The 21,872-nt window shown below is 72.1% G+C and carries 20 protein-coding genes; all 20 read right to left on the reverse strand.

All coding sequences use genetic code 11. The features are described 5' to 3' along the window. Nucleotides 1-22: 22 nt before the first annotated feature. The 20 genes from AB0B98_RS14020 to AB0B98_RS14115 all read right to left on the reverse strand — a co-directional run bounded on the left by AB0B98_RS14020 (nt 23) and on the right by AB0B98_RS14115 (nt 21,847). On the reverse strand, nt 23-1,054 hold the full coding sequence (locus AB0B98_RS14020; protein WP_357362872.1) for a hypothetical protein: 1,032 nt from the start codon (nt 1,052-1,054) through the stop codon (nt 23-25). Nucleotides 1,055-1,096: 42 nt separating this feature from the next. After that, the gene (locus tag AB0B98_RS14025; protein ID WP_091407730.1) at nt 1,097-2,041 is read right to left on the reverse strand and encodes an RluA family pseudouridine synthase; all 945 of its coding nucleotides are present in this window, start codon (nt 2,039-2,041) and stop codon (nt 1,097-1,099) included. Further along, nucleotides 2,038-2,655, reverse strand: coding sequence for a signal peptidase II (gene lspA, locus AB0B98_RS14030; RefSeq protein WP_238667374.1), 618 nt, complete (start codon nt 2,653-2,655; stop codon nt 2,038-2,040). Before lspA ends, AB0B98_RS14025 begins: the two co-directional genes overlap by 4 nt. A gap of 64 nt (nt 2,656-2,719) precedes the next feature. Beyond that, nucleotides 2,720-3,139 carry a TraR/DksA C4-type zinc finger protein gene (locus tag AB0B98_RS14035; RefSeq protein WP_091407724.1) on the reverse strand — a complete coding sequence of 140 codons (420 nt, stop codon included), beginning with the start codon at nt 3,137-3,139 and terminating at the stop codon, nt 2,720-2,722. A 225-nt stretch (nt 3,140-3,364) separates the two neighbouring features. Then, on the reverse strand, nt 3,365-4,864 hold the full coding sequence (locus AB0B98_RS14040) for a potassium/proton antiporter (RefSeq protein ID WP_357362874.1): 1,500 nt from the start codon (nt 4,862-4,864) through the stop codon (nt 3,365-3,367). A 22-nt stretch (nt 4,865-4,886) separates the two neighbouring features. Next, the gene (locus AB0B98_RS14045; RefSeq protein ID WP_357362876.1) at nt 4,887-5,192 is read right to left on the reverse strand and encodes a DUF167 domain-containing protein; all 306 of its coding nucleotides are present in this window, start codon (nt 5,190-5,192) and stop codon (nt 4,887-4,889) included. A gap of 10 nt (nt 5,193-5,202) precedes the next feature. Continuing rightward, complete coding sequence (locus AB0B98_RS14050) at nt 5,203-5,940, reverse strand: hypothetical protein (RefSeq protein WP_357362878.1); 738 nt, start codon at nt 5,938-5,940, stop codon at nt 5,203-5,205. 80 nt (nt 5,941-6,020) lie between these two features. Continuing rightward, complete coding sequence (locus AB0B98_RS14055; RefSeq protein ID WP_036411965.1) at nt 6,021-6,830, reverse strand: DivIVA domain-containing protein; 810 nt, start codon at nt 6,828-6,830, stop codon at nt 6,021-6,023. Nucleotides 6,831-6,874: 44 nt separating this feature from the next. Then, entirely contained in the window at nt 6,875-7,180 is a 306-nt protein-coding gene (locus AB0B98_RS14060) for a YggT family protein (RefSeq protein WP_238667379.1), read from the reverse strand. 30 nt (nt 7,181-7,210) lie between these two features. Beyond that, a complete protein-coding gene (gene sepF / locus AB0B98_RS14065; protein WP_238667380.1) occupies nt 7,211-7,903 on the reverse strand; it encodes a cell division protein SepF in 693 nt (230 codons plus the stop codon). Nucleotides 7,904-8,096: 193 nt separating this feature from the next. Next, complete coding sequence (locus AB0B98_RS14070; RefSeq protein ID WP_238667381.1) at nt 8,097-8,840, reverse strand: YggS family pyridoxal phosphate-dependent enzyme; 744 nt, start codon at nt 8,838-8,840, stop codon at nt 8,097-8,099. 9 nt (nt 8,841-8,849) lie between these two features. Further along, complete coding sequence (ftsZ, locus tag AB0B98_RS14075) at nt 8,850-9,965, reverse strand: cell division protein FtsZ (protein WP_091407710.1); 1,116 nt, start codon at nt 9,963-9,965, stop codon at nt 8,850-8,852. A gap of 245 nt (nt 9,966-10,210) precedes the next feature. Beyond that, on the reverse strand, nt 10,211-11,029 hold the full coding sequence (locus AB0B98_RS14080) for an FtsQ-type POTRA domain-containing protein (RefSeq protein WP_357362880.1): 819 nt from the start codon (nt 11,027-11,029) through the stop codon (nt 10,211-10,213). Continuing rightward, nucleotides 11,026-12,591, reverse strand: a complete 1,566-nt coding sequence (gene murC, locus AB0B98_RS14085) for a UDP-N-acetylmuramate--L-alanine ligase (RefSeq protein WP_357362882.1) — start codon at nt 12,589-12,591, stop codon at nt 11,026-11,028. The genes AB0B98_RS14080 and murC overlap by 4 nt, the downstream gene beginning before the upstream one ends. Then, nucleotides 12,588-13,694: an undecaprenyldiphospho-muramoylpentapeptide beta-N-acetylglucosaminyltransferase gene (gene murG / locus AB0B98_RS14090; protein ID WP_238667384.1), complete on the reverse strand. Its 1,107-nt coding sequence runs from the start codon at nt 13,692-13,694 to the stop codon at nt 12,588-12,590. The genes murC and murG overlap by 4 nt, the downstream gene beginning before the upstream one ends. Further along, nucleotides 13,694-15,148: a putative peptidoglycan glycosyltransferase FtsW gene (locus AB0B98_RS14095; RefSeq protein WP_238667485.1), complete on the reverse strand. Its 1,455-nt coding sequence runs from the start codon at nt 15,146-15,148 to the stop codon at nt 13,694-13,696. Before AB0B98_RS14095 ends, murG begins: the two co-directional genes overlap by 1 nt. Nucleotides 15,149-15,518: 370 nt before the next feature. After that, a complete protein-coding gene (gene mraY, locus AB0B98_RS14100; RefSeq protein WP_030334519.1) occupies nt 15,519-16,643 on the reverse strand; it encodes a phospho-N-acetylmuramoyl-pentapeptide-transferase in 1,125 nt (374 codons plus the stop codon). Further along, nucleotides 16,640-18,037 carry a UDP-N-acetylmuramoyl-tripeptide--D-alanyl-D-alanine ligase gene (murF, locus tag AB0B98_RS14105; protein WP_357362885.1) on the reverse strand — a complete coding sequence of 466 codons (1,398 nt, stop codon included), beginning with the start codon at nt 18,035-18,037 and terminating at the stop codon, nt 16,640-16,642. The genes mraY and murF overlap by 4 nt, the downstream gene beginning before the upstream one ends. Next, the gene (locus AB0B98_RS14110) at nt 18,034-19,596 is read right to left on the reverse strand and encodes a UDP-N-acetylmuramoyl-L-alanyl-D-glutamate--2,6-diaminopimelate ligase (RefSeq protein ID WP_357362887.1); all 1,563 of its coding nucleotides are present in this window, start codon (nt 19,594-19,596) and stop codon (nt 18,034-18,036) included. The genes murF and AB0B98_RS14110 overlap by 4 nt, the downstream gene beginning before the upstream one ends. Nucleotides 19,597-19,648: 52 nt before the next feature. Next, nucleotides 19,649-21,847 (reverse strand): penicillin-binding protein 2, encoded by a 2,199-nt coding sequence (locus AB0B98_RS14115; RefSeq protein ID WP_357363022.1) that lies wholly within the window; start codon nt 21,845-21,847, stop codon nt 19,649-19,651. Nucleotides 21,848-21,872 lie beyond the last annotated feature (25 nt).

The raw sequence follows: 21,872 nt of genomic DNA on the forward strand, positions 1-21,872 counted from the left end.
AGCGCACACCAGCCGGCGCAGATCACGACGACGGCGATGGCGGCAACGGCTCGGTGAGGGCGGCGTCCGGCGAGGTGGTGACGCTCGGCGGCGCCGACTCGGCGGGCTCCGGCGTCGACGGTTCGGGTGACGGAATGGTCACGACTGGTGCGGGTTCCGACGATTCGCCCACGGGGGCCGACGGCGCCGGTGCGCTGATCATCGGCGCTGGCGGCTCGGACCGGGTCGGTACGGGGCTCGGCCCGGTGTCGGCCGGCGGGCGTACCACGTCACGCTGCTCGGGCAGGGGCGGCGTGAAGACCGTCCGGTCCAGCCGGTACACCTCGGGGGCCGGGTCGACCGCCCGTACATCCGGCCGGGCCGCGACATCGCGCAGCGCCACCGGCGTCGCGCGAACCACCGCCGCGTAGACGCAGGCGCAGCCGGTGCGGTACGCGACCGCCTCGGCGGCGGCCACCTCGGCGCCGCTGGCGTACTGCTCCCGCAACTCCCGCTCGCCCACCCCGTCGCCGTCCACAGCGGCGGCCCTGGCCCGGTAGTCGGCGGCCTCGGCCTCCTTGCGGGCCGCCACCTGGTCCATCCCGGCCACCACGTCGTCCGGCACCCGCAGCGCGGGGATCTTGACGATCTCGGTCTGCCGGCCGGGCAGCGGAACCCGCCCGAAGACCGTCGAGACCCCGACGTCGCCGAGCACCGTCGCCAGCCGCTGCGGAGGCAGGTACGTGTCGAGCGTGACCAGCGCGTACGTCCCGCCCTCCGCGGCCGGGGCGGACGCGGGCAGCGCGGCCAGGTCGGCCGCGGCCGACCGCAGGTAGCCGGGGACGGAGTCGCCGTCGGCAACACCGACCCGGGTCACCTCGCCGACCGTCCGGTCGCCGACCGGAGTGTCGTCGACGGCCCAGACGGCGGTGCCCAACACCGCCGCCGCGGAGAGCACCGCGGCCCAACTGAGCACGCCGGAGCGCGCCGACCGGTCGCCGAGGCGGGCCACGGTCCGGGTCAGCGGCGGCAGCAACCGCTGGTCCAGCTGCCGCAGCAGGTTGCCGGCGCGCACGGGCGGGATCCCCTCTGTGGAACGGTGTCGGGCGGTCGCCGCTCAGTCACGCAGGATCTGAAGCGCACGGTCCAGGTCGTCAGGGTAGTCGCTGACGAACCGGACCTCGTCCCCCGTTCGGGGGTGCAAAAAGCTCAGTTCGCGGGCGTGCAGCCACTGTCGGGCCAGGCCGAGACGGGCCGAGAGGGTGGGATCGGCGCCGTAGGTGAGGTCACCCACACAGGGGTGCCGCAGGGTGGAGAAGTGCACCCGGATCTGGTGGGTCCGGCCGGTCTCCAGCCGGACGTCGACCAGGCTCGCCGCCGGGAACGCCTCAAGGGTGTCGTAGTGGGTGATGCTCGGCTTGCCGCCGGACACCACCGCCCAGCGGTAGTCGTGGGTCGGGTGCCTGTCGATCGGCGCGTCGACGGTGCCCCGCAGCGGGTCCAGGTGACCCTGCACCACCGCGTGGTAGCCCTTGTCGACCTCGCGGTACTTGAAGGCCCGCTTCAACGCCGTGTACGCCTGCTCGCTCTTGGCCACCACCATGATCCCGGTGGTGCCCACGTCGAGCCGGTGCACCACGCCCTGGCGTTCCGCGGCGCCGCTGGTGGAGATGCGGTGCCCGATCGCGGCGAGCGCGCCGATCACCGTCGGCCCGGTCCACCCGGGGCTCGGGTGCGCGGCCACCCCGACCGGCTTGTCGACCACGACGATGTCGTCGTCGGCGTAGACGACCCGCAGGCCGGGCACCGCCTGCGGCACCACTGTCGGCGGTGCGACAGGGGCGGGCAGCGTGACGTCCAGCCAGGAGCCGGCCTTGACCTTGTGCGAGTTGGGCCGGGCGGAGCCGTCGACCAGCGCGTCCCCGGCGTCGACCAGGGCCGCGGCGGCGGTGCGGGACAGCCCGAACAGGCGGGACACGGCCTGGTCCAGGCGCATGCCGTCGAGGCCGTCCGGAACCGGAAGGGAACGGTGGTCGCCGCCAGCGGCGAATGCCGAGGTCATGCCCGCTCCCGCTGCTCGGCGCCCGACGCGGCGGCGTCCGTCGTGGCCGGGTCGCCGTCGCGCCCCGCCCGCCGGCCGTCACGCTGGCGGCCGGTCAACTCCAACAGGACGGCCAGCAGCACGCCGCAGACCAGCGAACTGTCGGCCAGGTTGAACACCGGCCAGACCTGACCGTACGGGTCGAAGAGGCTGATCATGTCGACGACGTGTCCGTGGAACGGGGACGGCGCCCGGAAGATCCGGTCGACGAGGTTGCCCAACGCGCCACCGAGAACCAGGCCGAGCGAGACCGCCCAGGGCAGCGAGCGCAGCCGCAGCGCCATCCAGACGATCCAGCCGACCACACCGATGGTGATCAGTGGGAAGACCCAGGTGTGGTCCGCGCCGATGCTCCAGGCCGCGCCGCTGTTGCGGGTCAGGCTCAGGTAGACGAACCCACCGAGCAGCCGGACCGGCTCCCGGTCGGTCAGCGCGGCCAGCGCGAGGTGCTTGGTGACCAGGTCGGCCAGCAGGGCCACCAGGGCGACTCCGGCGAGAATCGCGACTGCCCGGGGCCGGCGGGTGCCGCCGCCCGGATCGGTGCGGCCGGGTTCGGCGGACGGTACTGCGGTCATGCGCTCCCCATCGACAGTCTTGGCGGTGATCGCTCACCGTCTCATCGCCGCCGGGGAACGGACCTCAGCGCCGCTCCTCCAGCTGCTTGCACGTCACACACAGGGTGGCCGACGGGAAGGCGGCGAGGCGCTCGACCGGGATCGGGTTGCCGCACCGCTCGCACCAGCCGTAACCACCCTCGTCGAGGCGCTCCAGAGCGCGCTCCACCTGCGTGATCCGTTCCAGAATGCTGTTGGCGAGAGAGATCTCCTGCTCCCGCTCGAGCGTCTTGGTGCCCGTATCGGCCTGGTCGTCCCCGGCCGAGTCGGTCAGCCGATCGCGCTGCAGCTCGGTGATCTCACTCAGCGTCTGATCGTACTCGGCACGAAGCTCGTCCCGCCGCGCCGCCAGCGCCGCCCGGATCTTCTCGGTCTCCGCCGTGCTACGGGTGGCCTTCGCCACCGGCTTGCGCCCGGCGGTCCTGGTGTCGGATGGCTTCGCCATGGGTCGCTCCCTCGGCCGGGGAACCGCGCGGTCCGCGGCGCCTGGACAGGGGGCGCCGACCAGGGCGTCCCCTATGTACGAAAAGGGGCGCACGGCGACGATGGCCGCGCACTCCGGAGGTTGGCAAGAATACGGAACGTACAGGCGTCCGACAACGTGCCGCACCGTCGCACCGTCTAACAGCCCCTAGCCCTGCCTAACTGGGGCAAAGGGAACGCTAGCAGATCAATTGGGCACCTCATCCCCGTACTCACCAAACCATCGGGCCAGACGACCCCGCCGACTGACCGCCCGCAACCGCCGTTCCGCCGCGTCCCGCACCCCTGCGGTCGCCACGATCAGCAGACTGTCGCCGGTCTTCAACCGGGTGTCCGGTGCGGGCACGAAGCCCACGCCGTCGCGCAGCACAAGGGTCACCGACGCGCCCAACGGAAGGCGCAGCTCGTCGACGTGCACGCCGGCCAGTCGTGAGCCCGGTGGCACCTCCACCTGGAGCAGGTCCGCCCGCATTCGCTCCAGCGGCGCGGTCTCCACGTGGATCTCGGCGGCCTCGGCCGGCGCGGTCACCCGCAACCGGCGGGCGAACGGCCCCAGCGTCCCGGTCTGCACCAGCGTGAAGATCACCACCAGCACGAAGACCACGTCGAAGAGCCGCTCCGCGCCGGGCACCCGCTCGGACAGCGGAATGGTGGCCAGCACGATCGGCACCGCACCGCGCAGCCCCGCCCAGGACAGAAACGCCTGTTCTCGAAGCCCGACCCGGAACGGCACCGCCGAGACAGCCACCGACAGCGGCCGGGCCAGGAGCACCAGAGCCAGCCCGGCGACCACCGCCGGCAGTACCGCCGCGTCCAGCCGGCCCGGCGAGACCAGCAACCCGAGCAGCACGAACAACCCGATCTGGGCGAGCCAGGCCAGCCCGTCCGCGAAACCGAGAATCGCCTGCCGGTGCGACAGGCGGGCATTGCCCAGCAACACCCCTGCCACATAGACGGCGAGGAAGCCCGAGGCGTGCAGAACAGCCCCCGCGGCGTACGCCAGCACTGTGATGCCCACCGCGGCGATCGGGTAGAGCCCGGCCGAGGGCAGCGCGGCCCGGCGCAGCGCCCAGGTGCCGGCGACGCCAGCGGCCACGCCCACCGCCGCACCGACGCCCAGCTCGTAACAGACCAGCGCGACCTCGTACCACCACGGGTGCGCGAAACCGCTGTGGGACAGCAGCACCACCAGCAGCACCACCGGGGCGTCGTTCATCCCCGACTCGGCCTCCAGGGTCGCCACCAGCCGGGGCGGCAACCGCAGCCGGCGCAGAGTGGCGAAGACGGCCGCCGCGTCGGTGGACGAGAGCACAGCGCCGTAGAGCAGCGCCAACCGCCAGTCCAGCCCCAGCAGCAGGTGCACTGCCACGCCGACCACCGCGATGCTGACGATCACGCCGACAGTGGAGAGCGCGGAGGCCAGCCCGAGCACCGGGCGCAGCGTGGTCCACCGGGCGGTGAGCCCGCCCTCCGCGATGATCACGATCAGCGCGCAGAAGCCGAGGGTCCGGGTCAGCTCGACGTCGTCGAAACGGATGCCCAACCCGTTCTCGCCGATCGCCACACCGAGAGCCAGGTAGACCAGGAGGCTGGGCACGCCGAGCCTCGTGGAGAGTCGCACCGCGCCGACAGCGACCAGCAGCACTGCCGCACCGAGCAGCAGCGCGATATCCAACCCGGGCGTCACGGCTGCCTTGCCTGGGCTGTCCTCACTCGACGGATCCGTCGCGCAGACGGCGCAGCACCTCGGGCAGCTCCGGGCCCGGCCGGTCGATGAGGAAGAGCTTGTCCCGACTGGCCGCGCCGGCACGCAGTGACACGACGGCAGGTCGGACGCCCAACGCGCCGGCCAACGCCCGGCGGGCGGCCTCGGTGGCCCGACCGTCGACGGCCGGGTCGTGGACCGCGATCACGAGGGCGGGCCCGTGCGGGCCGTCGAAGCGGCCACCCACCCGGTCCCGCGAGGCGCCGGGCTTCACCCGTACCGCCACGGTGAGCGTGTCCTGTGCGGGCACCGGCGCCGCTTCAGATCGGCCGGGCGTCGGCGAGGAGAGCGGTCGCCGGCGCGCAGTGCGCGCACGGGGTGAAGCCGAGGTCCACGGCCTCGGCGACCGGCAACGTCTCGGGCTGCCAGCCGATCAGGTGGGGGCAGCCGTCCAGGTGGTAACGGGGGCGGCCGTCGACGACCTCGACGGCGTCGAGCAGTCGGGCCACCCGGGCCGCCTCGGCGGCCGTGATCTGCTGGGCGGCCGGCTCGTCGACAGCCGCGACCGCGGGGTCGAACACGTCGTCCATCGGCGACGCCGGGCTGACCGGCCGGGCCCGCGCGGGCGCCTCGTCCGCCGCACCCACCAACGGCGACGCGTCATCGACGTGCGACGCGTCGACCGGCGACACGTCATCGACCGGCGGCGCATGGTCGACCGGCGGCTCGGGTGGTTGCCGCCACCCGGTGCCGCCGGTACCAAACGTCGTGGGCACGTGCTGGACCGGCACCTCCGGCTCGACCAGCGGCGGCCCGTACGCGACACCCGTTGTGGCCTGGCTGGCCGTGCGGGGCGCGTCGGGGTGCCGCCGGTCGGTCCGGCCGGGATCCGCCATGGCGCGGTTGGCGGCTGCCTGGCGGGCGCCCACCACCAACGCCACGGCGGCCAGCAGACTGGCCGCGATGGAGATGACCAACAAGAAGCTGGAGCCACCGGCCAGGCCGAGCACCAGTAGCGCCACCGCGACGAGGATGAGCAGAAGACTTGCGACTATCACGGCTCACCCCCGCCGCGTCGAACCGTCCAGGCCAGGCCGGCGACCGTCACCATTGGCGGACAGCGATCGCCGGCCGGTGCTCAGCGTCCGGCTTCGAGGGCGCCGGAGCGCCCACCGCCGCCGTACGAACCAGCGAGACCGGCTGCCGCCAGCCCGTTGCCGCCAGCGACCCGGCCGGCTTCGGAGCGGGTCATCTCGGCTTCGAGGCCCTGGCCACGACCGTCGAGGTCACGCAGCTGGCTCTCCAGGTACGCCTTGAGCCGGGTGCGGTACTCGCGCTCGAACTGCTTGAGCTCCTCGATGTGCTTCTGCAGCGCCGTGCGCTTGGCGTCCAGGCCGCCCATGGCCTCCTGGTGCCGCTGGCGGGCGTCCCGCTCAAGGGCGTCAGCCTTGGCGCGCGCCTCCCGGGTCACCTCCTCGGCCTTGCTGCGAGCCTCGGACAGCAGCTGGTCGGCCTCGCGGCGAGCGTCGGACACGTGGTCGTCGGCGGTGCGCTGGGCCATCATCAGCACGCGCAGGGCCTGCTGCTCACCGTCACCGGTGACGCCGCCGGCCGGACCGCCGGTCGCGCGGACCTGCTCCAGCTCGGCCTGCATCGCGCGGGCAGCCTGCTCGGCCGCCGACTTGTCGCGCTGCACCCGGTCCAGTTGGGCCTTGACATCGTTGAGCTCCGCCGCCAGTCGGGCGTCGCCGCCGGGGCCGGCGGGGGCACCGCCACGGCCGCCGCGCTCCACCTGGGCGCGCAGCTCGTTGTTCTCCTCGATGAGACGGGCGAGCTCGCGCTCGACCTCGTCAAGGAAGGCGTCGACCTCCTCCTCGTCATACCCCCGTTTGCCGATCGGCGGCTTTTTGAAGGCGACGTTGTGGACGTCGGCCGGGGTCAGCGGCATCGAAACTCCTCGGGTCAGTTGCGGCCGCGAAAGCGCGTCGGTCATCAGGCAGATGCCCTGATCGACGGCCCTAACACGAACTCCATCAGCACGAACAGGATAACCAGGAGCACAAGGGAGGCCAGGTCGATGCTCACGGTACCAATTCGCAGCGGAGGGATCACACGCCTCAACGTGTTGAGAGGGGGATCAGTGACGCTCCACACGGATTCCAATCCTGCCGATGCTCCACGCCCCGGTTGCCAGCGACGGCCGTACTGCAGGACGGCGCTCAACACGAACCGGGACAGAAGAAGGAGCAGGAAGACATAAAGGATCAGGTACAACACTTGCAGTAAGATCGACAACACGGTCAGCGACGTCCCTCGGGTCGGGCGGGATCAACTCAGACTGAAAAAGCCGCCCTCAGCGATCTTGGCTTTGTCCTCTGCGGTGACCTGGACGTTAGCCGGTGAGAGCAGGAACACCCGATTGGTCACGCGCTCGATCGTACCGCGCAGGCCGAACGCCAGTCCGGCGGCGAAGTCCACCAGACGGCGGGCATCGGCCTCATCCATCTCGGTGAGATTGATGATCACCGGGACGCCGTCGCGGAAGTGCTCACCGATGGTGCGCGCCTCCCGGTAGGTGGTGGGGTGCAGCGTGGTGATCTGGTAACGCTGCTCCTCCTCGGGCAGAGCCCGCTCGCGCGACGTGACCTGCGGCGCGAGGGCCAGGTTGTCCCGCGTGTGGTAGGTCAGCGCACCGGAGGTCTCGCCCGCCGACGACCGGGTGATCGACCGGACACTGGACCGCTCGATCCGCTCCGGCCGCTCACCGTCACCACGCTCGGACTCGCTCAACCGCCCGCTCGACCGCTCGGAGAGTCGACCCCGCCCGCTGTCGCGCGGCCGGGGAGCCGGCGGCTCCTCGGCGTCGTCCTCGTCGTCGTCGGCGAACTCCTCGGCGTACCGGCTCTGCCGGTAACGCGAGTCGCGGTAGCCACCCTTGTCGTAGCCACCGTCGTCGTAGGCCCGCTCGTCGTCTTCTTCGACCAGACCGAGCCAGACCCCCGCCTTGCGCAGTGCACCCATCCCGCGCCCTTCCGTCCGCCGTGCGGCACGCGCCCCCGTGCCATGTCGCCCGTCGCGAGTGGACAACCATGCCCACCGGACCGGAACGGCAATCCCCCCGGCGCGCGATTCGCGTCGCGCGCCACGACCCCCGACTAAGGAGACGCCCGCCCCTGAAACAACACTGATGTAATTTGCTTGTCTCGCGGTCAGGCTACCGCAGCGTGGGACGCATTCCGAGCAACGCGCTACCGACGCGGACATGTGTCGCGCCGTAACGGATCGCGATTTCGAAATCTCCGCTCATACCGGCGGACAGCGCGGTGGCTCCCGGATGGACGGCCCGAAACGCGTCGGCGACCTCCGCGAGCCGGGCGAACGCCCGCTCCGGCTCCCACCCCAGCGGAGCGACCGCCATGAGACCGACCAGACGCAACCCCGGCGCGTCGGCCACCGCCTCGGCCACCGGCTCCAGACCGGCGGCCGGATCCGCCGAGCCGGGCAGGGCACCGCCCCGCGCGGCGTCGCCGTCGATGCTCACCTGGACCAAAGCGTCGAGCGGCTCCTGCCGGTCGGCAGTCGCGGTGGCCAACGCCCGGGCCAGCCGGACACTGTCGACGGAGTGCACCACGTCGGCGTAGCGGACCACCGAGCGGGCCTTGTTGCGCTGCAACTGGCCGATGAAGTGCCAGCGGGGACGCACCCCGGCGGCAGCCACCTCGGCGGCCTTGCCGGCCGCCTCCTGGTCGCGGTTCTCCCCCATGTCGGTCACCCCGAGCCCGGCCAGCGCCAACACGTCGCTGGCCGGGTAGGTCTTCGTCACCGCGATCATGGTTACCTCGGCGCGATCCCGGCCGGCCTGCGCGCAGGCGTCATCGACCCGGGACCGAACCTGGGCCAGACCGGCCGCGAGTTCGGCGTGCCGATCTGGACGTACCGTGGCTGAGCTGTCGGTCATCGGCGGTGCTCAGGACCCGTTCTTGAGGAAGTCGGGAACGTCCACGTCGTCGAAGAGCACGCGACGCGGCGACTGGGCCGGAGCCGGGTTGGTGGCCGGCGCCGGCGCCGGGGTGCTCTGCGGTGCCGGCTGGTTGGTGTTGGTCTTACGGGTCGGCTCGGCCGCCTTGTACGCGGGCGTGCCACCGTCGAAGCCCGCCGCGATGACAGTCACCCGCACCTCGTCACCGAGCGCGTCGTCGATGACCGCGCCGAAGATGATGTTGGCGTCCGGGTGGGCCGCGTCGGTGACCAGCTGGGCGGCATCATTGATCTCGAACAGACCCAGGTCGGAGCCGCCGGCGATGGAGAGCAGCACGCCCCGCGCGCCGTCCATGCTCTGCTCCAGCAGCGGGCTGGAAATGGCCGCCTCGGCCGCCTCGACCGCGCGGTTCTCGCCGCGGGCGCTGCCGATGCCCATCAACGCGCTGCCGGCGCCGCTCATCACGCTCTTGACGTCGGCGAAGTCCAGGTTGATCAGACCCGGGGTGGTGATCAGGTCGGTGATGCCCTGCACACCCGAGAGCAGCACCTGGTCGGCCGTGCGGAACGCGTCCATCATGCTGATGTTGCGGTCGCCCAGGGCCAGCAGCCTGTCGTTCGGGATGACGATCAGCGTGTCGCACTGGTTGCGGAGCTCGTCTATCCCCGTCTCGGCCTGCACCTGGCGGCGCTTGCCCTCGAAGGAGAACGGCCGGGTCACCACACCGATGGTCAGCGCGCCGAGCTTGCGGGCGATGTTGGCCACCACCGGCGCGCCGCCGGTGCCGGTGCCGCCGCCCTCGCCGCAGGTCACGAAGACCATGTCGGCGCCCTTGAGCACCTCCTCGATCTCGTCGCGGTGGTCCTCGGCGGCGTTCTTCCCGACGTCCGGGTTGGCCCCGGCCCCCAGGCCACGGGTCAGCTCCCGACCGACGTCGAGCTTGACGTCGGCGTCGCTCATCAGCAGCGCCTGCGCATCGGTGTTGATCGCGATGAACTCGACGCCCTTGAGCCCAACCTCGATCATCCGGTTGACGGCGTTGACGCCGCCACCCCCGATGCCGACGACCTTGATGACCGCCAGGTAGTTGTGCGGAGGTGTCATCTCCGGTCCTTTCCTTCGAGATTGGCTTCGGCCGACCGGTTACGGCGTGGCCAGACCAGCGGCCGACGACAGCTGTCACCAACGAGGATCAGGGGTGAACCCTAACCCTCTACTAGAGGCTTACAGTTATGTCAACCACTGAAGCTCTTCGAGGCAACGTAAGCGCCACCGCGCTATGAGCCAAGGACCCGGGCGGCGTGTCGCCGCGCGGAGCGCCACGGGTCACGTCCGCGCACGCTCACCGGTCAACGAAAGGTCACCACATCCGGTGCGCTCACGTCGATCCGGTCGGTGTCCTCATCGAGCAGCGCGGTGGCCACCCGAGCCTTGTCAGTACCCCGGGTCGCGTCGCCCCAGACCACCGTCCGCTCGCCGCGCAACCGCAGGCTGATCCGGGCCAGCCCCGCCACGTTCACGTCCACCAGTTCCGCGCGCAGCTGGGGCGTCAGCGCGACGAGCACCTCCAGCCCGGCCCGGGTGCCCGGGTCGTCGGCGGCCGGCCGGGCCACCGTCACCTGTGGCAGGTCGGCGGGGCGTCGCTCCACGGTCCGGAACGCCACGCCGCTCCGGTCGATGAGGGCGAACGCCTCGCCCTGCGGCACCACAGCCACCGCGGTCCGCTCGGTCACCCGCACCACCAGCGCGCCGGGCCAGTCCCGGGAGACAGTGGCCCGCTCCACCGCCGGCAGCGCGCCGACCCGACGGGCGGCGGCGGTCAGGTCCACCCGGGCCAACGGCACGCCGTCCGGCACGCCGACCGCGTCGTGCACCTGCACCGGGGTGACCAGCTCGGTGCCCTCCACGCGCACCTCCCGCACACCGAACAGCCCGGTACCGAGCACCGTCCAGGCGACCAGCCCGGCCAGAGCGAGCACCCCGGCGGTCACCGCCCACGGCAGCGCCGCACGCATGCGACGCTGCCGGGCACGGGCCATGAACCGGCGGGTCGAGGGCGGTACCGCGTCGCGGCCCGCCCGGACCAACTGCCACCGCCGGGCCGGACCGCGGCGCGGGGCGCCGCCGTCGGCGGCGCTGGTCCGCCCTCGGGCCGGGCCGGGACTCATCCGGCCGTGGGCGCCGAGCCGCCGGGCACGGCGGTGCCACCGAGAGCCGCGCCGTCGCCGCCGGCCGTCGCCCCACCCGGCACCGGATCACCGATCGCCGGGGTGGTGGCCACCGGGTCGACGGTCGCGGTCGGTGCCGAGCCGGCCGTACGCTCACCCAGGGCGGCCAGCAGCTCGTCGCCCATCAGCGAGATCGGTGGGGCGCCCATGGTGACCACCACGTCCCCGGAGCGGGCGCGGCGGGCCACCTCGATCGGGGCCTGCTCCCACGACTCCACGAAGACCTTGCGGTCGGCGGGCAGATCCACAGCCGCGATCAGCGCCGCCGAACCCTCGCCGGGCTGACGCAACTCACCGGGCCCGAAGACCTCCAGGAGCACCACCTCGTCGGCGATGGCCAGCGCCTCGGCGATCTCCGCCTGGTTGTCGCGGGTGCGGTACAGCCGGTACGGCTGGAAGACGACGATCAGCCGGCCGTCCCCGGCGACCTCGCGCAACGTCTGCATGGCCAGTTTCATCGAGGTCGGGTGGTAGGCGTACTCGTCGTAGATCAGCACACCGTCCGCGACACCCTTGCGCTCGAAGCGCCGTCGCACCCCGGGGAAGACCGCCAGCGCGGCCTCCGCCGCCTCCAGCGGCAGTTCCAGCAGGTACGCGGCCAGCACCGCCGCGGCGCTGTTCAGCCCCATGTGCCGCCCCGGCACCGGCAGCCGGAACTCGCCCAGTGACCGGCCGTCGATCGCGGCCAGGTAGCGCACCCCACGCGCGGAGGAGACCATCTCGGTCAACCGCAGGTCGGCGTCGGCTGCCTCGCCGTAGGTGAAGACCCGTCGCCCCGCGGACCGCAGGCTCTCGGCCAACCGCCGACCGCCCGGGTCGTCGGCGCAGGTGATGATGAACCCGTCCGGGTCGGTGAGGCGGGCGAACTCCACGAACGCCGCCTCCAGCGTCGCGTAGTCGCCGTAGGTGTTGAGGTGGTCCGCCTCGACGTTCGTGATGATCGAGACGTACGGGCGGTAGATGAGGAACGAGCGGTCACTCTCGTCCGCCTCGACAACGAAGTGCTCGCCGGTGCCGTGGTGGGCGCCCGAACCGACCTCGGAGATCTCTCCACCGATCACGAAGGACGGGTCCACTCCGGCCTGCTGGAGCACCATCGTCACCATCGAGGTGGTGGTCGTCTTGCCGTGCGTGCCGGCGACTGCCACCGCCCGACGGCCGGTCATCGCCGCGGCGAGCGCCTCCGAGCGGTGCAGCACCCGCAGCCCACGCCGACGCGCCTCGACCAACTCCAGGTGGTCCTGGGGAATTGCCGACGAGTAGACGACGGTGTCCACGCCGTCGAGGTTGCTCACCTCGTGGCTGAGGTGGATGGTGCCGCCGAGCGCCCGCAGGCCGGCCAGCGAGGGCCACTCCCGCAGGTCGCTGCCGGAGACCCGGATACCACGGGTGAGCAGCAGCCGGGCCACGCCGAGCATGCCCACCCCACCCACCCCGATCAGGTGGACGGCGCCCAGGTCCTCAGCGGTGAGCGTGCCGGCCGGGGTGAACTGCGCGGTCATCGGGCCACCGCCGCCAGCACGAAGGAACGCAGCGCCTCGTCGCCGTCGCGCCGGCCGTACGACCCGGCGGCGGCACCCATGTTGTAGAGCCGCTGCGGGTCACGGATGAGGGGGATGACAGTGCGCTCCAGCCAGTCCGGGGTGAGCTCCCCGTCGTCGACCAGCAGCCCACCGCCGGCCTCCACCACGGGCAGCGCGTTGCGCCGCTGCTCCTGGTTGCTGTGCGGGTACGGGACGTAGATCGTGGGCAACCCGATCGCGGCCACCTCGGCGACGGTCATCGCCCCGCCCCGGGCCAGCATCAGGTCGGCGGCGGCGTAGCCCAGCTCCATCTCGGACAGGTACGGCAACGTCACGTACGGCACCGGCAGGTCGGTGGGGATCGGCACCGGCTCGTTGCGAGCGCCCATCACGTGCAGCACCTGCACGCCGTTGCGGGCCAGCTCCTTTGCCGCCCCGGAGACCGCCAGGTTGATCGAGCGGGCGCCGGACGAGCCCCCGGACACGAAGAGCACCGGCAGGTCCGGGCGGAGCCCGAAGTGGGCGCGGGCGGCGTTACGCAGCGCGTACCGGTCGAGACCGGCGATGCTGCGGCGCAGCGGCACACCGACGACTGTGGCGTCCCGCAGCGACTCGGCCTGGCTCGGCTGGTTCGGGAAGCCGACGGCAACGTTCTTGGTGAACTTCATGCCCAGCTTGTTGGCCACGCCCGGTGGCACGTTCACCTCGTGGATCACCATGGGCAGTTCGCGGCGCCACGCGGCCAGGTAGGCCGGCACCGAGACGTACCCGCCGAAGCCGACGACCACGTCGGCGCGCACCTCGTCGATCACCTTGCCCGCGGCGCGCGCCGCGGTCCACATCCGGCCCGGTGTGCGGACCAGGTTCATGTTGACCGACCGGGGCAGCTGGTACGCCGGGATCTGCCGCAGGTCGTAGCCCTGTGGCGGGATCAGGTCGTTCTCCATGCCCCGTGGTGTGCCGAGGCAGGTGATCCGGACGCCCGGGTCGTGTCGGCGAAGGCAGTCGGCGAAGGCGAGCAGCGGGTAGACGTGCCCCCCGGTGCCACCTCCCGCGAGCACCACCGAACGCAGCGGACCCATCAGCGTCTCCTCTCGCTCGCCGTACCACCGCGGCTCCGGTCCTGTCGGACCCCGCGCGGCGCGGCCTGATCGTCATGGCGCCGCTCGCGGGACCGGGGTACGGACCCTCGGCCAGCGGGCGGCGTCGCCGGTCGGCGACGCCGGCCGGGAAGCGGCGGCAACGGGGCCCAGAGTAGTCGGACCCACCGGGCCGGCGGACGGGCATGCAGTGCTCTGGCCGCATCGGGTTCGGCGCGGGCGAAGGACGCCAGCATGCCGATGCCGGCCAACGTCACCACCAGGGCACTTCCGCCGTCGGAGATGAACGGCAGCGGCAGACCGGTGATCGGCAGCAGCCCCACCACCCCACCGATGTTGATCACGGCCTGGCTGACCAGCCAGGTGGTCACGGCGGTGGCGGCGAGCCGACGGAACGGGTCGTCGACCCGCCGGGCGATCCGAAAACCGGTGTACGCGAGGACCGCGAAGAGGCTGAGCACCACGACGCACCCGATCACGCCCAGCTCCTCGGCGATGATCGCGAAGATGAAGTCGTTGTGCGCCTCAGGGAGCCAGTCCCACTTCAGGCTGCCCTTGCCCAGCCCGACACCGAACCAGCCGCCGTGCTCGATGGCCAGCCGCCCCTGGTAGAACTGCAGACAGCCGTCAAGTTTGCAGGTCTCCGGGTCCGGTGGATTGAAGAACATGTCCAGCCGGGCGAAGCGGTAGTTGTCCTCGCCGCGCTCGCCGGAGCCGGCGCCCAGCGAGGCCACCGCCACCAACAGGCCGATCCCGACCAGCCCGGCCGCCGCCAGGGCGCCGAAGACCCGTATCCGCACCCCGGCGGCCCAGAGCAGGCCCACGATCAGGGCCAGCAGGCAGAGCATCGTGCCGGTGTCGTTGTAGCCGACCAGGACGAAGAGCAGGCCGACCACCGGGAAGAGCGGGGTGGCCAGTTCGCGCCACCACCCGAGCGCGGCGCCCTTGCGGGCGACGATGTGCGCACCCCAGAGCACCATCGCGAACTTGGCCAGCTCGGATGGCTGAAGCTGGATCCCGCCGACGAAGAGCCAGTTGAGCCGCGCCTCGATCGGGCCGATCTGCCCTGTCTTCTGGTTCGTCAGCCGGGCGTAGGCGACCAGCAGGTTGAGCACCACCAGCAGGACGACGGAGGTGAAGAGCAGCGGGCGGCCCAGCGACCGGTAGGTGCTGGCCGGCAGGCGCTGGCAGACCCAGAACGCGCCGATGCCGATCACCGCGAAGATGGCCTGCTTGGTCACCGAGGCCGAGGCGTTGCCGTCCTCGGCGTAGTCCTTCACGCTGGTCGCCGAGAAGACCATCGTCAGCCCGATCAGCAGCAGCAGGCCGGAACAGGACAGCAGCAGGTAGTAGGAGGTCAGCGGCCGGTCCAGCAGGCCGCGCAGCGCGGCGAGCCCGCCGGCCGCGTCGATACCGCGCAGCGGTGCGGTCGCCACGGCATCCGGCTCGCGTCCCGCCGGCCCGGCCTCCCGCGCCGGCGGCCCGGGTTCGCGGGCCCCCGCGCCGGGCTCCGGGCCGCGCGCCCCGCCGGCCGACGGTGTACGCGTCGCGCTCGGCGACCGTCGCGGCCGTCCGACAGTCCCATCCTCGGTGCCGATTTCCTCCCCCACCCCGACATCATCACCGCTGACGGGCCCCCGCGCCCCACAACGCCCCACCGGGCGTGTCGAACCCTCCCCACCCCCGCCGCCGACACGCGTCGATCTTGCACTTTGGGTGGCGACCAAACGCCCATAAGTGGACGTTGCGCCAACCGAAAGTGCAAGATCGACGGGGCGAGGGGGCGGGGGGTGCGGAGGGCGGGGATCAGGTCATGTTGGCGAGGAACTCGCTGTAGAACAGGCCCAGGGCGATGGCCACGCCGATGCCGGCGATGATCCAGAAGCGCACCACGATGTTGACCTCGCTCCAGCCCGCCAACTCGAAGTGGTGCTGGAGCGGAGACATTCGGAACACCCGTTTACCGGTGGTCTTGAAGGAGATGATCTGGATCACCACGGACATCGTGATGATCACGAAGAGCCCGCCGATGATCGGCAGCAGCAGGATGGTGCGGGTGGACATCGCCATGCCGGCGATCAGACCGCCCAGCCCCAACGCACCGGTGTCGCCCATGAAGATGCGCGCCGGGGAGGTGTTCCACCAGAGGAAGCCCACACAGGCACCGGCCGCCGCCCCGGCGATCAGCGCGATCTCCAATGGGTCACGGACCTCGTAGCAGTACGGCTGGGTGTAGTTCGGGTCGGCGCACCAGTGCCGGTACTGCCAGAACGCGATCAGCGCGTACGCGGCGAGCACCATCACCGACGCGCCGGTGGCCAGACCGTCCAGGCCGTCGGTGAGGTTGACGCCGTTCGTCGCGGCCATCACTACGAAGATGAAGATGATCACCGCGCCGACCTTGCTGACCTCCAGGAAGTCGATGTCCCGGATGAAGCTCAGCGTGGTGCTGCCCACCGTCTCGGTGTTGGTCGCCAGGCCCGAACCATTGGTCATCGTGCTCGGGAACCACAGCGCGATCACGCCGAAGACCGCACCGACCAGGATCTGCCCGAGCAACTTGCCGCGCTTGTTCAGCCCGGCGCTGTTGCGCTTGCGCACCTTCAGGAAGTCGTCGAGGAAACCCACAGCGCCGGAGAAGACCATCAGGCCCAGCAGCACCAGCGCGGTGATGGTCGGCTCCACCTGGGCGATCTGCTGGTCCGGCAGGGTGGTCAGGGCGAGGTGCCCGGCCACGTACGCGATCACGGTGGCCAGGATGAAGACCACGCCACCCATGGTGGGCGTGCCCTTCTTGCCCTGGTGCATGGCGGGGCCGTCGGACCGGATCGGCTGACCGGCCTTGAGCCGGGTGAAGACCTTGATCGCGATCGGGGTGCAGAAGAGCGAGACGAGGAACGCCACCCCGATGGCGACGATGACCGCCCTCATCGGGCCGACTCCCCACCGGCGTCGGCGCGCAGGGCGTCGGCCACCTCCCAGGTCCGGTACCGGGAGCCCTTGACCAGGACGACGTCACCCGGTCGTAGCTCGCTCCGCAGCACCTCGACGGCCGCCGCCTGATCGGTGAGCAGCACCGACTCTCCTCCCCAGTTTGCTACAGCTGTCGCGCCTTCGTGGATCGGCGCGGCCGGCTCGCCCACCACGAGCAGCCGGTCGACACCCAGCTCGGCCGCGAGTTGGCCGACCTCGGCGTGGCCGTCGTACTCGAACGGGCCCAACTCGGCCATGTAACCAAGCACCGCGACGGTACGCCGCCCCTGCCCCATGCTGGCGAGCGCCCGCACCGCGACCGCCATTGAGGCCGGGTTGGCGTTGTACGAGTCGTCGATCACTGTCACCCCGTCGGGGCGGTCGAAGACGTCCATCCGTCGGGTCGAGACCAGCCCCAGCTCGCCGATGGCCGTGGCCAGCTCGGCCAGCGGCATGCCCAGCTCCCGGGCGACCGCCGCCGCCGCGAGGGTGTTCCCGACCTGGTGGCGGCCGGCCAGCCGGAGCCGCACCGGGGCGCGACCCTCCGGGGTGACCAGTGTGTACGACGGGTGACCCCGCTCGTCGAGCGTGACGTCCTCGGCGCGCACGTCGGCATTGGGCGCCTCGCCGTAGCGGACCACCCGGGCCTGTGTGCGGCCCGCCATCGCGTCCACCCGGGGGTCGTCGGCGTTCAGCACGGCCAGCCCGTCCGGCGGCAGCGCCTCGACCAGCTCGCCCTTGGCCAGGGCGATGGCGTCCTGCGAGCCGAACTCGCCGATGTGCGACGTGCCGACGTTGAGCACCACGGAGATCCGGGGCGGCACCAGCTCGCACAGGTACCGCACGTGCCCGACCCCGCGCGCGCCCTTCTCCATCACCAGGTAGCGGGTGTCCGAGTCAGCCCGCAGGGCGGTGTACGGGTGCCCCAGCTCGTTGTTGAACGAGCCGGGTGGCGCCACGGTGGCCCCGAGCCGGGCGGTGAGCTGACCGATCAGGTCCTTCGTGGTGGTCTTGCCGGACGAGCCGGTCACACCGATCACGGTCAGCCCGGGCAGCCGGTCCACCGCCGCGCGGGCCAGTCGGCCCATCGCGGTCAGGGCGTCGTCGACAAGCACCATCGGCACCCCGGGCACCTCTCGGCTGCCGAGCACCGCCACCGCGCCGGCCTGGATCGCCGTCGCCGCGTAGTCGTGTCCGTCGACCTTCTCCCCCGGGAAGGCCACGAAGAGCGAACCGGGCCCCACCTTGCGCGAGTCGAACTCCACCGACCCGGTGACTGTGGTTGCCGGGTCGGCGGCCACCAGCCGCCCGTCGACCGCCGCGGCCACCTCGGCCAGGCTCAGCGTGATCACCGCTGACCCGCCAGGTCCCCGAAGCGGGCCCGCAACGCCTCGGCCAACTCGATGCTGTCGTCGAACGGAAGCACCTGACCCGCCACCTCCTGGCCGCGCTCGTGGCCCTTGCCGAGCAGCGCGATCACGTCGCCCGGCTCGGCCAGCCGCACCGCCTCGTCGATAGCTGCGCGGCGGCCCGCCACCTCGATGATCCGAGCGGCAGTGCCGGCCCGGTACGCCCCGGCCAGCACCTCGGCGCGAATCTCCCCCGGATCCTCGGTACGCGGGTTGTCGTCGGTCACCAGCACCACGTCGGCTCCCTCCGCCGCGGCGGCGCCCATCACCGGCCGCTTGCCCCGGTCCCGGTCCCCACCGGCGCCGATCACACAGATCAGTCGGCCGGCGCTCAACTCGCGCAGCGCGGCGAGCGCGGCCACTATCGCGTCCGACTTGTGGGCGTAGTCGACCACCCCGCGCACCGGCGCGGCCACGTCGACCAGTTCCAGCCGGCCCGGGACGCCCCCGCAGGCAGCCACACCGGCCGCCGCGGTCACCGGGTCCACCCCGGCACCGACCAGTGCGGCGATGGCCAGCAGCGCGTTGGCCACGTTGTGCCGGCCGGGCAGCGCGACACCGGCGGACACCGTCACGCCGTTCGGGCCGTGCGCGGTGAACCGCTGCGCGTACCCCTCGCCGCCCACACCGTCGGCCCACCAGGTCGCGCCCTGCTCACCGGCCGCCGAGTAGGTGACAGTGGTCGGCTTGAGCAGCGGCGTCAACGCCGGGTCGTCGTGGTTGAGCACCTCGACCGCGCAGCGCCCGTCGAAGAGCTGGGCCTTCGCGGCGAAGTAGTCGTCGCTGTCGGCGTGGAAGTCGAGGTGGTCGGAGCCGAAGTTGGTGTAACCGCCGACGGCGAACCGCACACCGCCCACCCGGCCCATGGCCAGCGCGTGGCTGGAGACCTCCATGACCACTGCGGTGACCCCACGCTCGCGGGCGGTGGCCAACATGGCGTGCAGGTCGGTCGCCTCGGGGGTGGTGCGGACACTGTCGATCACCAGATCACCGAGCCGGGTCTCCACCGTCCCGACCAGCCCGGTGGTGTGCCCGGCGGCCCGCAGCCCCGACTCGATCAGGTACGCGGTGGACGTCTTACCCGCGGTGCCGGTCACTCCGATCACTGTGAGATCGGCTGTCGGATCGCCGTAGACGGCCGAGGCCAGCTCGCCGAGCACGGCGCGCGGGTCGGGCACCACCAGGGCGGGCAGACCGGTTCCCGCCGCCAACTCCGCACCGGCAGTGTCGGTCAGCAGCGCCACGGCACCCGCCTCGACGGCGCCGGCGGCGAACTCCGCGCCGTGCCGACGGGCACCGGGAAGCGCCGCGTACAGGTCGCCGGGGCGAACCTCCTGGCTGGCATGGGTGACCCCGGTGACGACCACCGCGGCGGCGTCCGCCGGAAGGTCGACGGCGAGCCGGACGGCGAGATCACCGAGCCGGACTCCGGTCACGGTACGTGGACGTGGATTGCCGGGCACGGCGTCAGACCCTACCCGGTCGTCCGGTTCCGGCCGCACAGCCGCCCCGGTGGTTCGTCGGCACTCACCGATGATGTCCCGCCATTGCTGCTCAGCGCGGATAGACCACGAACTTGGGCGCGGATCCGCCGGTGGAGGGCGGCACCCGGTAGTGACGCAGAGTGAACTGCATCATGTCCCGGAACGCCGGATTGGCGATCGCCGCGCCTCCGCCGTTGGGCGCGTAGACGAAGACGGCGATCACGTAGCGGGGGTTCTCGGCGGGGGCCATCCCGATGAACGAGGACACCTCACCGGGCTGCTTCTTGCCGTTCACCAGCCGCCACCCGGTGCCGGTCTTGCCGGCGACCCGGTAACCGGGGACCGCGGCGGTCAGGCCGGTGGCGTGGTCGACGGTGGTGACCGCCTCCAGCATGGTGCGCAGGGCCGCGGCGTTCTGCGGGCTGAGCACCGACCGGGTCACCGGGGCCGCCGCGGGGGTGCGCTTGCCGTCCGGCCCGATCACCTCCTTGACCAGGTGCGGCTGCACGTACGTGCCGTTGTTGGCGATGGCGGCGTACGCGGCGGCCATCTGCAGCGGGGTGGCGTCGACGCTGTGCCCGATGGGCACCGACCCCTGCGACGATTCGCTCCACTCGTCGGCCGGCAGCAGTCGCCCGCTGGCCTCCCCGGGCATCCCCTCGCCGGTGGGCTTGCCCAGCCCGAATCGCTTCTGGTAGTCGATCAGCCGGTCCGGCCCGAGTTTGTCGGCGATCGTGATCGTGCCGACGTTCGACGAGTAGGCGAGCATTCCCGGCACGCTCATCCGTTTGCCGTCGGCGGGGTGGGTGTCGGAGAACCAGGTGTCGCCCTTCTTGATGCTGTTGGCGATGGGCAGCGTGGTGTCCGGGGTGATCACCCCCTCCTGCAACGCCGCGCCGTAGGTGATGGCCTTGTGCACCGAGCCCGGGTCGACGACGAAGCTGGTCGCGGCGTCCTCCCGGGCGACCGGGTCGCTGGGCGTCGGCTTCGCCGCGTTGTAGGTGGGGTTGCTGGCCTGGGCCAGCACCGCGCCGGAGGGAATCTCGATGATCACGGCCGCGCCGGTGCCACCCGGCGCCTGGGCCATTCCGGCGCTGAGAATCTGCTGCGTCCGGAACTGCAGGTCGCCGTTGATGGTGAGGGCGAGCGAGCTGCCCGGCTTGGCGACAGTGGTCCGGCTGTAGCCGCCCGGGATCGGTGCGTCGAGGTCGCCGAGGCCGGCCTCGTACACCCGCTTGCCGTCCTGACCGGCGAGCACGTCGTCGTAGCGGGCCTCCAGCCCTTCCAGCCCGTCCATGTCCTGGCTGGTGAAGCCGAGCAGGTTGGCCGCTAGGTCACCGCCGGGCACCTCGCGGCGCTCGTCGCGGTGCACGCCGACACCGGGCAGCTCCAGCGCCTGCACCCGCTTGGCGGTCGGGATCTCCACACCCCGGGCGAGGTAGGCGAACGTGGAGTCCTTGCCGTTCTCCAGCTTGCGGGGCTTCATCAACTCCATGAGCTTCGACACCGGGATGCCGAGCAGCGGCGAGAGCGCCTTGGCGACGCCGGGCGGGTCCTCCACCTTGGTCGGGTCGGCGAACACGTACCGTGCCTCGACACTGCGGGCCAGCGGCGCGCCGGTGCTGTCGTAGATAGCACCCCGGGGCGCCGGCAGCTCGACGGTGCGGAGACGGTCGGCGGTGCCGCCCCCGGCGTACGCCGGAGCGTCGACAGCCTGGAGGAAGATCAGCCGGATCCCGATGACAGCGAACAGGGTCAGCGCGAGCACGGTGCCCAGCCGCAGCCGCAGCCGCGAGTCGGCAAGCTTCGGTGGGCGTCGTGGCTTGCGGATCGGCCGCCGGGCCGCCGGTCGGTCGGTGCGCCGCGGCGCGCGGGGCGTGGTCCGGCGACGCGGCGGCGGCTCGTCGCCGGCCAGGCCACGGGGGGTACGCGACGCGACGGTGCGCACCACCTGACCGCGTCCGGCGGCCGGAGCGTCGCGCCGGCCAGCCCGGGCGGCGGCCCGGCCCCCGTCGAGCACCTGCAACGCCGGCCGGAAGGGGTCACCGGACCGGGTGCTGCTGCGCGGTGTACGCCGCTGCTCCGCACCCTGCCCGCGCGCCGGAGTGGCGCGTTCCTCGCGGACCGTCCGACCCCTCGGGGTGTACGCCCGGGCGCCGGAGATGCCCCCGACGCCTGGGTCGCCGGTGCGGGGCTCGCCGTCGGCGGGTCGAGGGTCACGTGCAGAACCGCGCCGGGACCCCGTAGGGTCCCGGCCCAGCTGCGCCAGTACTTCGCCACGGTGATCAGCTCGT

This window comes from Micromonospora sp. NPDC048947, from assembly GCF_040649495.1.
Lineage (GTDB): Bacteria > Actinomycetota > Actinomycetes > Mycobacteriales > Micromonosporaceae > Micromonospora > Micromonospora alfalfae.

Coding starts and splice junctions, on each gene's coding strand:
- murG (WP_238667384.1), bottom strand. CDS start 13,694: ATGGGTCCGCTGCGTTCGGTGGTGCTCGCGGGAGGTGGCACCGGGGGG.
- AB0B98_RS14055 (WP_036411965.1), bottom strand. CDS start 6,830: ATGCCGCTGACCCCGGCCGACGTCCACAACGTCGCCTTCAAAAAGCCG.
- sepF (WP_238667380.1), bottom strand. CDS start 7,903: ATGGGTGCACTGCGCAAGGCGGGGGTCTGGCTCGGTCTGGTCGAAGAA.
- AB0B98_RS14025 (WP_091407730.1), bottom strand. CDS start 2,041: ATGACCTCGGCATTCGCCGCTGGCGGCGACCACCGTTCCCTTCCGGTT.
- mraY (WP_030334519.1), bottom strand. CDS start 16,643: ATGAGGGCGGTCATCGTCGCCATCGGGGTGGCGTTCCTCGTCTCGCTC.
- AB0B98_RS14035 (WP_091407724.1), bottom strand. CDS start 3,139: ATGGCGAAGCCATCCGACACCAGGACCGCCGGGCGCAAGCCGGTGGCG.
- AB0B98_RS14070 (WP_238667381.1), bottom strand. CDS start 8,840: ATGACCGACAGCTCAGCCACGGTACGTCCAGATCGGCACGCCGAACTC.
- lspA (WP_238667374.1), bottom strand. CDS start 2,655: ATGACCGCAGTACCGTCCGCCGAACCCGGCCGCACCGATCCGGGCGGC.
- murC (WP_357362882.1), bottom strand. CDS start 12,591: ATGACCGCGCAGTTCACCCCGGCCGGCACGCTCACCGCTGAGGACCTG.
- ftsZ (WP_091407710.1), bottom strand. CDS start 9,965: ATGACACCTCCGCACAACTACCTGGCGGTCATCAAGGTCGTCGGCATC.
- AB0B98_RS14080 (WP_357362880.1), bottom strand. CDS start 11,029: ATGAGTCCCGGCCCGGCCCGAGGGCGGACCAGCGCCGCCGACGGCGGC.